General features: G+C 60.5%; 13 protein-coding genes. 5 read left to right on the forward strand and 8 right to left on the reverse strand.

The annotated features are described in order from the left end of the window. On the reverse strand, positions 1–1292 hold a 1292-nt coding region (locus GNZ13_RS24985), incomplete at its 3' end, for an FAD-dependent oxidoreductase (RefSeq protein ID WP_172169246.1). 270 nt (positions 1293–1562) lie between these two features. Here GNZ13_RS24985 and GNZ13_RS24990 point away from each other — a divergent pair. Then, positions 1563–2333, forward strand: a complete 771-nt coding sequence (locus tag GNZ13_RS24990; protein WP_172169249.1) for a TauD/TfdA dioxygenase family protein — start codon at positions 1563–1565, stop codon at positions 2331–2333. Positions 2334–2418: 85 nt separating this feature from the next. On the opposite strand, the gene GNZ13_RS24995 is transcribed toward GNZ13_RS24990, so the two are convergent. The 4 genes from GNZ13_RS24995 to GNZ13_RS25010 form a co-directional block, all read right to left on the reverse strand. Continuing rightward, positions 2419–3375, reverse strand: coding sequence for an AEC family transporter (locus GNZ13_RS24995; protein WP_172169252.1), 957 nt, complete (start codon positions 3373–3375; stop codon positions 2419–2421). A 76-nt stretch (positions 3376–3451) separates the two neighbouring features. Next, a complete protein-coding gene (locus GNZ13_RS25000) occupies positions 3452–4321 on the reverse strand; it encodes an alpha/beta fold hydrolase (protein ID WP_172169255.1) in 870 nt (289 codons plus the stop codon). 2 nt (positions 4322–4323) lie between these two features. Then, the gene (locus GNZ13_RS25005; protein ID WP_172169258.1) at positions 4324–4653 is read right to left on the reverse strand and encodes a DUF4148 domain-containing protein; all 330 of its coding nucleotides are present in this window, start codon (positions 4651–4653) and stop codon (positions 4324–4326) included. Positions 4654–4907: 254 nt separating this feature from the next. Continuing rightward, entirely contained in the window at positions 4908–5864 is a 957-nt protein-coding gene (locus GNZ13_RS25010) for a LysR family transcriptional regulator (RefSeq protein ID WP_172169261.1), read from the reverse strand. Between the two features lie 227 nt (positions 5865–6091). Here GNZ13_RS25010 and GNZ13_RS25015 point away from each other — a divergent pair, with 227 nt between their 5' ends. The 3 genes from GNZ13_RS25015 to GNZ13_RS25025 all read left to right on the forward strand — a co-directional run bounded on the left by GNZ13_RS25015 (position 6092) and on the right by GNZ13_RS25025 (position 8184). Then, a complete protein-coding gene (locus GNZ13_RS25015; RefSeq protein ID WP_172169264.1) occupies positions 6092–6658 on the forward strand; it encodes a carboxymuconolactone decarboxylase family protein in 567 nt (188 codons plus the stop codon). A gap of 43 nt (positions 6659–6701) precedes the next feature. Then, positions 6702–7244, forward strand: coding sequence for a 2,4'-dihydroxyacetophenone dioxygenase family protein (locus GNZ13_RS25020; RefSeq protein ID WP_172169267.1), 543 nt, complete (start codon positions 6702–6704; stop codon positions 7242–7244). A 124-nt stretch (positions 7245–7368) separates the two neighbouring features. After that, entirely contained in the window at positions 7369–8184 is an 816-nt protein-coding gene (locus GNZ13_RS25025; RefSeq protein ID WP_172169270.1) for an alpha/beta fold hydrolase, read from the forward strand. A gap of 238 nt (positions 8185–8422) precedes the next feature. On the opposite strand, the gene GNZ13_RS25030 is transcribed toward GNZ13_RS25025, so the two are convergent. From GNZ13_RS25030 to GNZ13_RS25040, 3 genes are all read right to left on the reverse strand, one after another. Next, positions 8423–8881: a MarR family winged helix-turn-helix transcriptional regulator gene (locus tag GNZ13_RS25030; RefSeq protein ID WP_172169273.1), complete on the reverse strand. Its 459-nt coding sequence runs from the start codon at positions 8879–8881 to the stop codon at positions 8423–8425. Positions 8882–8970: 89 nt separating this feature from the next. Next, the gene (locus GNZ13_RS25035) at positions 8971–9642 is read right to left on the reverse strand and encodes a TetR family transcriptional regulator (RefSeq protein ID WP_172169276.1); all 672 of its coding nucleotides are present in this window, start codon (positions 9640–9642) and stop codon (positions 8971–8973) included. Between the two features lie 460 nt (positions 9643–10102). Further along, positions 10103–10999, reverse strand: a complete 897-nt coding sequence (locus GNZ13_RS25040) for a LysR family transcriptional regulator (RefSeq protein ID WP_172169279.1) — start codon at positions 10997–10999, stop codon at positions 10103–10105. A gap of 352 nt (positions 11000–11351) precedes the next feature. Here GNZ13_RS25040 and GNZ13_RS25045 point away from each other — a divergent pair. After that, on the forward strand, positions 11352–12057 hold a 706-nt coding region (locus GNZ13_RS25045; RefSeq protein ID WP_328807287.1), incomplete at its 3' end, for a TolC family protein.

The following is a 12057-nucleotide window of genomic DNA, read 5'->3' on the forward strand; positions in this document are numbered from 1 at the left end:
AACAGATGAACGTGCGCGGCAAAAGAAGCCAGAAAGACGACGGCTTGCCCGGCGGAATTGCCACCGCCTACGACCAGTACCGGTTCGTTGCGGCAAAGCTTTGCTTCGATCGGCGTCGCCCAGTAATAGACGCCGTGACCCTCGAATTGTGCGAGTCCGTCGAAAAGCGGGCGGCGGTATTCTGCGCCGCTTGCGATGACAACGGAACGTGTCATGATGCGCCGGCCGTCGGCGAGCTCTACGGCAAGTGGGTGCTTGCTGCAATGGAGCGCTTTGACTTCGCACGGAATCCCGATATGCGCCCCGAACTTCTGGGCTTGATGGAAGGCCCGGCCAGCCAGCGCCTGGCCAGAGATACCGGTGGGAAACCCCAGATAGTTTTCTATGCGCGCGCTGGTGCCGGCCTGGCCGCCCGGCGCCCTGCACTCGAAAACGGCTGCAGAGAGACCTTCCGATGCCGCGTAGACGGCCGCTGCGAGCCCTGAGGGCCCCGCGCCAACGATCACGACGTCGTAGACGTGTGCGGGATCAAACTCGGGCATCAATCCCAGGCATGAGGCGAGTTGCAGCTCGTCGGGATTGCGCAGCAACGCGCCGTTTGGACAGATCACGAGGGGGAAATCATCGAGCCTGGGGGCGAGTCGCTCGACGAAGGCGATCGCTTCCGGATCATGCTGGGCATCGAGTGCAACATGCGGATGCCCATTTCGCCGCAGGAAATTGCGCAGTGACACCATGCGGGGATTGTCGCTTGCGCCGACGAGAACCGGTCCATCGCCTCGTTCGATCGCGGCCACGCGTCTGAGAATGAGGGCGCGCGTGAGCCGTTCGCCGAGTTCTGCCTCGGCCACCATCAACGCGCGTAATCCTTCCGTGGGGAGCACGAGCGCTTCGAGATCTTCGAGCACGCGTGCATCCACGAGGGCAGTCTTGCCGGACAGCTGGCCGATGTCGGAGCTGAATTCTCCGCGCTGCATCCTGGCGCGCACGACTCGCTCACGTCCCAGACCGTCTCGACCGATGACGCGTACCGCGCCGGAGAGGAACACGAACATGCCGGGACTCACGCTTCCCGCGCGGTACAAATAGTCGCCCGCGGGACAGCGACGCAGCGTTCCGAAGCGGCGCATGCTGTCGATGTCCGCATCGGTCAGCGTGGGATAGAGTTGATAGTAGCGAGGGTTTTCCCGCACGCTGGGATCCTCGTTGCTCAAGTCGTTCGGGGCTCCGCTCGAACTGAATTCGTCATCGCGAGGGGATGCACCGCTGTCCGGGTTGGAGTCGCTATTCATCGTGATCCTCGTAGCGGCGGGGTCCGCTCAATCGGAGATAGCCATGTTACGCCTCGTGACAGCGTTGCGTTTTATGGCCGCGACTTTCCGGACGAAAGCAACCGAGTTCGTGAAGCCCGGTCCCGCAGCGCGACATTGCCTCCAGGAATGATTCATATGCCGCGCCCGGCACTACTTCGCTGACCTCCCCCTCGCTAGCATGTTCTGCATCGACTCACGGCCGCATTCCAACGGCAGAGGCCTGGAACGGCTAGCACAATCGGAGGAACGATGAAGATCAGGGCAATGAATATGGGCTTTGGCGCGCACGTCGAGGAGGCCGACCTGACCGCGTTGACGCAAGACGATGTGGACGGGTTGCGTACGGCGCTTCTCGAGCATGGCTTGCTGGTCATCCGGAATCAGAAGCTCTCGCCTGCTGGGCAGGTTAGGATGTCGGAGGTCTTTGGCACGCTCGAGACGTTTGCGCCGGGCGAAGGGCAGTTGGCCGAATATCCGCAAATCTTTCGCGTGGCCAGCCGCCCCGCCGAAGGTCATACGAACGTTGGCCGCTACTGGCATTCCGACGGTTCGTTCCGTGCAGAGGCCACGCCTATCTCGATCTGGTATCTGGTCGCGCAACCGGACAATGGCGGCGAGACGCTTTTTGCCGATCTGCGGGAGGCTTACACGGCGTTGCCGGATGAGAGGAAGCCCGCAATCGACGGCCTCATCACGCTGCATCGAAACGGGATAAAACATCCGCTCGTCATGCGGCATCCTGCGACACGCGAGCCGTCGCTCTACTTCAACGTCGGCCTTACCGGCGGCGTCGTGGGCTACACGCCCGAACAGTTCATGGCATTGCGGACCGATCTGAACGAACACCTCTCCCGCGCAGGTGCCGCTTACGTCCATCACTGGCGCGAAGGCGATGTCGTCATTGCCGACAACTTCCGGGTTGCCCACCGCGCTACGCCGATCTCGGTGGATCAGCATCGCATTCTGGATCGAACGACGATACAGGCGGATGGCGTGTACTGGGGCAAAGCTCAGATCTGAAGGACCTTGACCCGTGGGCGTGCCGGCCCGCGCGAAATCTCCATCTTGCCGACGACGCGCCGCGCGCTCTGCGCAATGCGGCGCGCTACAGGTGTCCCAGCAAGACGATGGTGCCGCTCAGCGTCACGGCGGATAGCAGGCTCGAAGCGACAAGCGTCGTTCCCGCAGACGCATCGCTGACACCGTACGACAAGCCAAAAAGAATGCCAAAAGAACCGCACGGAATCGCCGCGAGCAGGATCGCCTGTCCGGCGATAGCTTTCGGCACGCCTAGCAGGCTGACGAGCACCAGCGCAATCAGCGGTTGCACAACGTTACTCAACAAAACGCCGAAACCCGCCTGCGCGTCGAGCTTGAACGGCTGCGCCGCAAGCACAAGCCCGGTCGAGAACAACGCCAGACCGGCCGTCGTGCTGCCAATGATGTTGAGCGATTGGGATAGCAAATCCGGCAACGTCCACCCGCAGAGCGACGCGAGCACACCTGCAATCGGAGCGAGTACGACCGGTTTGAGGAACGTGTTGCGCAATGCTTTGGCTAACAATCCATCGGTTCCCTGAAACTCTTTCGACGAGGCGGGCGCTGCAGGACGCGCACGTTCGAGCAGAATGAGCGCGGCGGGCGACATGACGACCGCGCCCGCCGTTACGGCGATTGCAACCGTGAGGTCGCTTTCGGGGCCATACACCGCACGCAGTAACGGCAGACCCACCGACGCGAAATTCGGCATGCCGATCGTGACGGCCCTCACGGCGGCGTGGGCGAGATCCGATTTGAACACCGCGCGCGAAACCAGCAACGAGGCGAAATAGGGCACCAGCATCACGCCGACCAGCACCGCGATCAGCACGGCATGTTGCGCAAGGCTCGCCCGCTGCATCTTCGCGGTGTAAAGAAAAAGCGCGAACGGCAGCGCATAGTCGACGAGCATCGTATTGATCGACGATAGCGGCATCGCTCCTTTTTTGATTCTCCCGGCGAAATATCCCGCTCCCATCGAGAACAGGAATGGGATCAGCGCACTTGCGATTTCGGAAGTCATGATGGTTACCCTGTGTGCAGGCCGGACGAAGCGTCGCAAACACGCCGTGGCTGGCCGTGCTCGCGACGGATTGGCTTCAGCCTTTCCAGTCCTTGAGAAAGTCGACCAGAAGTTGATTGACGATTTCCGGCTGTTCTTCATGCGGCAAATGGCCGGCACGCGGAATGGCGTGCGTGACGACGTCGCGCGCCATGCCTTTCCACACGCCCGGCATGTCGAACATCTTGCCTACCGCGTAGAACTCCGCGCCCCACAGGGCGAGCGTCGGGGCTTGGATCAGCACATCGGCGTCTACTTTGTCGTGAGCGACATCGACCGCGTTGGCACGGTAGTCCGCCATTGCACCCCGCACGGCACCCGGCGCTTCGTATGCGCGAACGTAGGTCTCGAACGCTTCGCCCGAGATCGTGTGCGGGTTGTAGGACCAGTCGGAGAACAAGTGTCGCAGCCATGCACGCTCCTTGCCCGCGATCAGCGTCTCCGGCAGATCGGGAACCTGATGGAACAGGAAGAACCAATATGCGCGCGCGATCTGTGCGTTGATTGACTGGGCGACGATGCGCGTCGGCACGTTGTCCATGACGACGAGGCGATCGACCACCTCCGGATGGTCCTTCGCAAAGCGCGTCGCGACCCGCGCACCGCGATCGTGGCTCACGAGCGCAATACGCTCGATCGACAGTTCGCGCAAGAGGGCGCGCAGATCGTTCGCCATCGTGCGCTTGTCGTAGCCGTCCGCGGGCTTTTCCGTTTCGCCATAGCCCCGCAGGTCCGGTGCGATCACGCGGTAATGTTGCGCGAGCACAGGGATCTGATGCCGCCATGCGTAATGCGTTTCCGGAAAGCCGTGCAGCAGGACGACGGGGGCGCCTTCGCCCGCCTCGACAAAGTGCTGGCGAATGCCGTTCGCTGTGATCGTGTGATGGGTGACGTCCAGATTGCTCATGATCAGCTCCCGAAGTAGATCGAGTGAAATCCGGGGATCTCTTGCGCAGGTGCGGCGCGGCCGCCGGATGAAGACGAGCCGGACATCGCCGGGCCAGAGCCGCTGTTGGCTGCACCGCTCGCCCGCGACGCGTTGCGGGCCGCGCTACGCTGTTCCGCCGCGAGCAGCTCGGACGGATACGTGGCGTCGGACGTCGTGCCGCGATATCCCGCCTGTTGCAGCTCGAGCTGCTCCGCCCGCACCTGCGCGCGCGTGACGCCGGATTGAGCGAAGGCTGCGACAGGGAGGGCCGTCGTGGCCGTGAGCAGTGAAGCAATGAGGATGCGTTTCATGATCGATTCTCCAATAAGGGATCCGGTCAGCGCGTTCAATGGGGTGAACGTCTACCGGTTGGGAATCAGTCTATCGAGCGGTATCCGCGCAATTAAGCCGGTGGCGCAGATAAAGATTTTTGATGGCGCTGCACGGAATCCGCATGCGCGCCTTTTGAGTGGCGTCCGCGGGCAGTGTCAGGCGCCAGGGCCGCGGCAGCCGCAAACCGGGGTCGAGAAAGCCATCCGCGTTGCGTGGCCCGCGCCGGAAGGCTTCAGGTCTTCGGCGAATCCGCGCGGGCCAGCGCCTCGATGCGCTCGATTGCATTATTCAAGGACGACGAGAGCGTTGAGCGCAGGTGCTCGAGCAGCGTGCGGACCTTGGCATCGAGATAGCGGCGCGAGGGGTAGACCGCGAACACCGTGAACGGCCTGAGGCGATAGTGCGGGAGCACGCGCACGAGCTTTCCGTCGACAAGATCGTCGACGACGGTGTACGTCGCAAGTGTGCCAATGCCAGCCCCCTGCAGCAGGGCTGCCCGCATCACATCGGGGACATTGACTTGAAGCGGCGACTTCGGAATCTTCCAGATCTGAGCGTCTGCTTCGCTTTCGATATGCCATTCGTCAGGCGGCGACACGGGAGATTCGAGCATGAGCAACGTGTGGGCACTCAGTTCCTCGCGCGTGCGTGGCGTGCCGTGCCGTTTCAGATAGTCCGGCGAGGCCACCATGACTGCGTACGCCGCGCCGAGCGGCTGCGCGACGTACACAGAGTCGGGAAGCTCCGTAGCCGAGATCAGCGAAAGGTCATACCCCTCCTCGACCAGATTGGGCATGCTTTGTTCGATCTTCAGTTCGACGAAGACATCGGGGTAGGCGTTCCGATAACTGGTCAGCGCCGCGGCCACCACGCTCTGCGCAAGGCCTGGCGCGCAATGCAGCCGCAACCTGCCTGTTGGCGATACGCCTGCACTGCGAGCCTCGTCGGTTGCCGAGTCGATGGCTGCGAGAATCGCTTTGGCGCGCTCGTAGAAGCGTCCACCGGATTCGGTGACAGAGAGGTGTCGCGTCGTGCGATGCAGCACGACGGTCTGCAACTGTTGCTCCAGCGCCGTGACTGCACGCGAAACCTGCGCAGCCGTCGCGTTGTTCTCTTTCGCGACGGCGGTGAAGGAACCGGTTTCGACCACGCGGACGAATATCCGCATACTGCTGACGATATCTGCCATTCTGTTCCCGGACGGTGAGAGCACCCATTTTTCTCCGGAGCGCGGGCTCGGAGCCAACCTTTCTCAATGTGCTGCCGCATCCTGGCGCAGTCTGACATCAAGCGTGGCGGGGGCGTTAAACGTCTTATGCCTGCCAGGAATGGATGTTATGTGTATCGAGGGTCTTCTGCCAGCGTGACGCCGCGCGCATCATCTGCTCACCACGAATTGCCTCTTTGGAGAAGATCATGAGCACGTTCCCGTCGTACACGATTGAGACCGCACCGGCCGCTTCGAAACCCGCCCTGGAAGACGCGAAAAAGACCTTTGGCTTTGTGCCGAATCTCCAGTCTCACATGGCCGAATCGCCTGAGCTGCTTGCCGGCTACTCCGCCCTCTGGGACCTCTTTGCCAGGAGTACGCTTACTCCGCATGAGCAGCAGGTCGTCTACCTGACCTCGAACTTCGAAAACAATTGCCATTACTGTATGGCCGGCCATTCGGCACTTGCCCGGATGATCAAGATGGATCCCGCTGTCATCGCCGCGCTGCGTGATGGAGAGCCTCTGCCTGATCCGAAGCTTGAAGCCCTGCATCGCTTCACGACGATTGTCGTACGCGAACGCGGCTTTGCTTCTGATGCGGATGTCGAGACATTTCTCGCCGCCGGCTTCACGCGCCAGAACGTGCTTGAAGTGATCCTCGGAGTTGCCACGAAGGTCATGAGCAACTATACGAACCACATCGTACATACGCAGTACGACCCGTTCATGAAGGGCAACGAGTGGACGAAGCCGGTAAAGTCCGCCGCCTGACCCGTGCTCTCGATGCGCCGATATCTTCTGGAGGTCTCGTAACATGACCAACACAACTGCAAGAAAGCCTGATGAGCTTGCTATCCCTTATCAGTTGCCTCAACCCCCTGACATGTCACCCGACATCGTGCACTTGGGCATACTCGACAAATGGCTGGAGGACGACAAACTTTGGGTGCCGATGACGCCGACTGTTTCGTTCAAGCCGCTGCTTCTCAGCGCCAGCCAGGGCTACTACGTCAATCTACTTAGAGTGCGCCAGTCCGGCGTGCTCTCGCGCCACCGCCATACCGGGCCTGTCCACGCGATCGTTCTGAGAGGCAGATGGTATTACCTCGAGCACGACTGGGTTGCGCAGCAGGGTGGCTACGCACACGAGCCGGCAGGCGAGACGCACACCTTGTACGTGCCCGAGGACGTAACAGAGATGATCACGTGGTTCCATGTCACGGGCGGGTACACCTACGTCGATCCCCAAGGCACAGCAGTGGGATACGAAGATGTGTTCACGAAAATCGAAGCGGCTCGCAGGCATTACGAAGCGATCGGCCTCGGCGCCGACTACGTGAAGCAGTTCATTCGCTAAGCGTATTCGTTACGTGCGAATTTTCGGATGCCGCGAAAGCACGAACGAAGATGTGCCCTATGCGCGGCGGCGGCCGGGCATCTCGATCGCCCGGCACCACGGGCTGCAACGGAGGATTTTCATCATGGAACGAAGAACTGTTGACGTGGCTGGCGTACCGGTCAGCTACCTGAGCGCCGGTGACCCGGCAGGATCCGTCTTGTTGTTGCTGCACGGCACCTATTGGAGCCGGGTATGGCAGCCGGTGCTAGACGACCTGGCCGCCGCCGGATTACGCTCCATCGCGGTAGATTTCCCTGGCTCCGGCCGCTCGGGTGGCGAGCTGACCATTGCGGATGCCTCGATTCCCGCTTTGGCGGGTTGGCTGCCGCGCTTCCTGGATGCGCTCGGTATCGTGGGACCGGTGGGCGTCGCAGGGCACGACATTGGCGGGGGCATTGCGCAGCAGGTGCTGGTCGATGGGAAGATAGAGGTCAGCAAACTCGCACTCGTCAATGCAGTGATGTTCGATTCGTGGCCGGTGCCCGGCGTTGCCCGGTTCCGCGATCCGGCGGTGGCCGCTGCGACGACGACGGAGGATATCCTTGCTGCCCGTCGCAAGTCAGTCCTCACGGCACTGGCGAGACCAACAACGGAAAGCGAAGTGGCCGAGTATCTCGAACCCTGGACGGACCCGCGCGTTGCACGGTCGTGGCTCGCCTTGGCCGGTGCGGCGGACAATCGTTACACGATGGAGCTGTTGCCGCGCCTTCGCGCGTCGCAGACGCCAAAGCTGCTCGTCTGGGGCGAAGACGACAGCTTCCAGCTCGTTGAGCACGCGGAGCGCTTCGCCAAAGAGATCCCGAACACGCAGCTTGTCCGGATTCCCAAGGCGGGCCACATCCCCATGGAAAATGACGCTGTCGCAGTGGCTCGTGCGTTGGCTGGGTTCTTCATCTGACGCAGAGCAGCAGGCACGAGCGGTTGTCGCTTGAAGGCGCCTCCGCAGCCGCCCTTGTGAAAACAATGCAGTCGAGGAGCTGACCGCTGCGAGCGGCTCCTCTCGATCTGCGGAAATCTGGGAAGGCGAGTGCGTTGTCGGGCATCGTTGCGGCGTACTTAATCAGGCCCGAGATCGATCCCTACGACTGCGCCGTGCGCGTGGGCTGGCGCCTGTCGATGCCTTCGAGCAACACGCATCACGAAGAAAGAATGCGAAGTAACATTTCCTTGAATGAGGCAATCTCGTCAACACTAAAGCCGGCCAGCACCTTGCTGTACACGTCGGTTAATATCCCGGGCATATGGCCCGCAACGAGCTGTCCTTGCCGAGTCAGAACGAGTCGACTCACGCGTCTATCTGCAGCGTTCGGTATCCGCATCAGTAAGCCGCTTCGGACCAATCGGTCGATCAGGCGTGTGACCGCCGTTGGGTCGACGTCGCACTCGCGCGCGATCAAAGCCGCGTGCGAGAGTCCCACACGTTCCACCAGATACAGGAGGCGGCCCTGCGCCGCAGTGACGTCCAGATCGCGCAGTGTGTGCTGCGAGATTGTGTGCGTCAGAACAGAATGGGCGCGAAAAACAAGGTAGCCGAAATCGCTTTCGATTTCCGTCCTGTCAATATCAGTGGACAATGGCGTTTTGGGCAGCATCATTGCTGGCACTCGATTGGTGCCGTCTCGTGAGAGTCTTTATCGAAAACTGCATCGAACGGCATTCTTTTCGCGTAAGCGATGAACATCGCTCACGCATTCACTGACGTGTTTTGCACCACGGAAAGCCCGCAAAAGACGAGAGCGACGACGCGTTCAGCCACCTGGCCAGGGTCCTGAGAAACGGGCTCGCCGAGGCTTCTGACAAAAACTCCCATCAGGCACGAGTGCACAAATATTGCCAACTGCTCCACGTCGATGCCGTCAGGGAGCTGAAGATTCGACCGCGCGTCCCTTAATGCAGTTGCAATGCGTTGTTCGGCCAATTTGCGGCCCGCATGCACTTTGTGCCAGAAATCCCGGGTTTCCCTTGTGATTTCGCATCTGGAATGAATGACGCTATAAAGCCGCCTGGCTTTGCCGTTGCGCAGAACGTTGCCAAGTAATCTAATCAGTTCAGATTTGAGGTGACTTAGCGGATCACGCTGGTTATCGTGCCACTCGACCAGGAAAGGATCTGCAGGAAGCGTCGCATGTTCGAACATTGCATTGAACAGCGCCGACTTGTTCTTGAAATGCCCATAGACTGCACCTCGTGTCACGCCAGCAACACGTGCAATGTCTGACAGCGACGCGCGGGCAAGTCCTCTGCGCAGAAACGTTTGCGCTGCCGAATCGAGTATCTTCGCGCGCGTGCGCGTGGCATGCTCGAGAGTTCGCTTCATCACTTGCTTCCATTGTGCGTCGAGGTGACCGGTGAGCATGCCTCACAAGAGGTCTGCTCCCCATCGGCAGCCTTGACTGGCTACCGCCACATGTAAAAGCGCACCATCTGCAAGGATGGTGCAAAGGTGCTCCGGCCAGGGGTGGACCGAAAGCACTGGGGTAGGCGCGCTGCATATGCCGATCGCTTCGCATAAGTTTTTGCCATGAGACATCGTTGCGTACTCAGCTCCTGTGCGGTCGCTGTGATGGGTTTCGAGCGACGGCCCGATAGAAGCTTCGGCACCCATAGTTTGGTCAATCTAGCGGCGTTCGCTTGAATGGACTAGTAGGCCAATTCGGGTGGCTGAACCCCAAAAATGCACGTAATGGGAAAGCGGTAGAAGCTTCGATTGCAGAGAACCCGTGCGGGCCAGCGACGCAAAACGGAATGGACAACGGTCTCAGTCGAGAGACAATGGCCGGGCTACGGCATGAACGTCGCTCGCAACAGACATGGGCCTATTCGTTCCGTATGGCCATGAGCTTGTTCTGGATGTGCTCCACAAACATTGCCGCAACGCGCCTGATGTGCCGATGGCTGGGAAAGACCGCGCAGAACTTCGACTCGTCCGATCGATATTCATCGAGCACGGCGGTGAGACGTCCAGCTTCGATATCCTGGTTGACGAGCAGTTCGGGCAGCAAAGCTATACCGAGACCTTCGATCGCAGCTTGCCTGACCAAATTGGCAGTGCTTGCGAGAAAGCGGCCGCGGATTTCAACCTGAACGTGCCCGTCCGGGCCGTAGAGATGCCACGTGACCGGGCCGGAGTGTCGGGAAAACAGCAGGCAGGCGTGCCGGACGAGTTCATCGGGGAATTTCGGTATTCCACGGCACTCAAGATAATTCGGTGCGGCAACCAGCCTCCAGCGCGACGTGCCAATCACCCGGCGCGTTGAGTTTTCATTGAGCAGAAACTCAGGACGAAATGCGACATCCACGCCACTCGATGTCAGGTCGAGATCGGCATTGTCGATAACGAGCTCGAGCGTGATGCCTGGATATGCAGCGAGAAAATCGGTGATCCAGGAAATGGGAAACGCCTCAAAAAAATCAGCAGTGAGCGCAACGCGCACCGGCCCGGCCGGTTCGGGATGCGTGTCCGCAGCCTCCTGACTCGCCAACACCAATTGCTCGATGTTTTGGGCGCATTGTTCGTAATAGGCCTGCCCGACAGCGGTCAGGGTCAACTTTCTCGTCGTACGAAGGATTAACCGATTCTTCAATGCGTCTTCGAGCTGTTGAACGCGACGGCTGACTGTGGTCGAGGGCATGCCCAATCGGCGCGCTGCCCCGGCGAAGCTTCCGGCTCGGACTACCTCGACGAAAAGATAGATTTCGTTCAGGTCAAGCATTCATTCCTCACGAATATGGTTGGGACTTCGCCATCCTGGCCGTCTAGTGGCTCGGTGGAAAGCGGTCTAAGCTACCTTCCAGACGGTCGATTAGACCACTTCTTACGGGCGTTCGTGATGCCTGGGGTCACTCAGTCAATCATGATCGCAATTCCTGTCGCTCTCTCTTACTCGTTGCATGGCTGCATCGAATAGTTTGCGCGGGCGGGTGCGCCCACTGTTATCTGCAGGCTCGCGAATGACCATCTCACTGAGACCGGGGGGACATATAGGGCATGGGTCCCGAATCTGTCGACATACGCTGCGATGGTGCTGCCGGGCGCTTATGGCGGTCGCGATAGCAGGTTGCGCAGTGGGCCCTGACTATAAAACGCCGGCTGTCGAAATCCCGACCCAGTTCAAGGAAGGAGTCGACTGGCAACGTGCGAATGCGAACCCGCAAGCGTCGCTCTTGAGCACATGGTGGCTGGATTACCACGACGATACGCTGACCCGCTTGATCGACGAGGCGCAAAAGGCGAATCAGTCGATCGCACGGGCTGAAGCGACCTATCGGCTAGCACAAGCCGCGGTGATGGCGAGTGAGGCGAGCTTCTTTCCGACGATCGATGCGCAAATGTCTGGTTCGCGGTCCGGAACGGGGGTGGGGGCGGCAAACGGACGTGGCACGTCGTTCAGTCCAGTAAGGCCAGGCGTGCAGAACTTCGTTTCAGCGGATCTTTCAGCCAGTTGGGAGCTCGACCTGTGGGGCGGCATTCGCCGGCAAGTCGAGTCGAGCAAAGCGAGCGCCGAAGCAAGCGCTGCTCAACTGGCTGGAGCGCGTCTCTCGATTGCTGCAAGCGTCGCCGGGGCCTATTTCAATTTGCGTCTGGCCGACGTCAACATCGATCTGCTCAAGCAACAACAGCAGCTCGACGCGGGCGTTCTCGAGATGACGCGCGCGAGCTACGCGCAAGGCATATCGCCGAACGACAGTGTGCTCGCCGCGCAGGACACGCTCGAATTGGTGATCGCCGATCTGCAGGCGACGCAAACATCGCGCGAACAGGACGAACATG

The sequence above is a fragment of the Paraburkholderia elongata genome (genome assembly GCF_013177735.1).
Lineage (GTDB): Bacteria > Pseudomonadota > Gammaproteobacteria > Burkholderiales > Burkholderiaceae > Paraburkholderia > Paraburkholderia elongata.

Excerpts from the sequence above, each read along its gene's own strand:
- GNZ13_RS24990 (WP_172169249.1), top strand. The coding sequence starts at position 1,563 with ATGAAGATCAGGGCAATGAATATGGGCTTTGGCGCGCACGTCGAGGAG.
- GNZ13_RS24995 (WP_172169252.1), bottom strand. The coding sequence starts at position 3,375 with ATGACTTCCGAAATCGCAAGTGCGCTGATCCCATTCCTGTTCTCGATG.
- GNZ13_RS25000 (WP_172169255.1), bottom strand. The coding sequence starts at position 4,321 with ATGAGCAATCTGGACGTCACCCATCACACGATCACAGCGAACGGCATT.
- GNZ13_RS25005 (WP_172169258.1), bottom strand. The coding sequence starts at position 4,653 with ATGAAACGCATCCTCATTGCTTCACTGCTCACGGCCACGACGGCCCTC.
- GNZ13_RS25010 (WP_172169261.1), bottom strand. The coding sequence starts at position 5,864 with ATGGCAGATATCGTCAGCAGTATGCGGATATTCGTCCGCGTGGTCGAA.
- GNZ13_RS25015 (WP_172169264.1), top strand. The coding sequence starts at position 6,092 with ATGAGCACGTTCCCGTCGTACACGATTGAGACCGCACCGGCCGCTTCG.
- GNZ13_RS25020 (WP_172169267.1), top strand. The coding sequence starts at position 6,702 with ATGACCAACACAACTGCAAGAAAGCCTGATGAGCTTGCTATCCCTTAT.
- GNZ13_RS25025 (WP_172169270.1), top strand. The coding sequence starts at position 7,369 with ATGGAACGAAGAACTGTTGACGTGGCTGGCGTACCGGTCAGCTACCTG.
- GNZ13_RS25030 (WP_172169273.1), bottom strand. The coding sequence starts at position 8,881 with ATGATGCTGCCCAAAACGCCATTGTCCACTGATATTGACAGGACGGAA.
- GNZ13_RS25035 (WP_172169276.1), bottom strand. The coding sequence starts at position 9,642 with ATGCTCACCGGTCACCTCGACGCACAATGGAAGCAAGTGATGAAGCGA.
- GNZ13_RS25040 (WP_172169279.1), bottom strand. The coding sequence starts at position 10,999 with ATGCTTGACCTGAACGAAATCTATCTTTTCGTCGAGGTAGTCCGAGCC.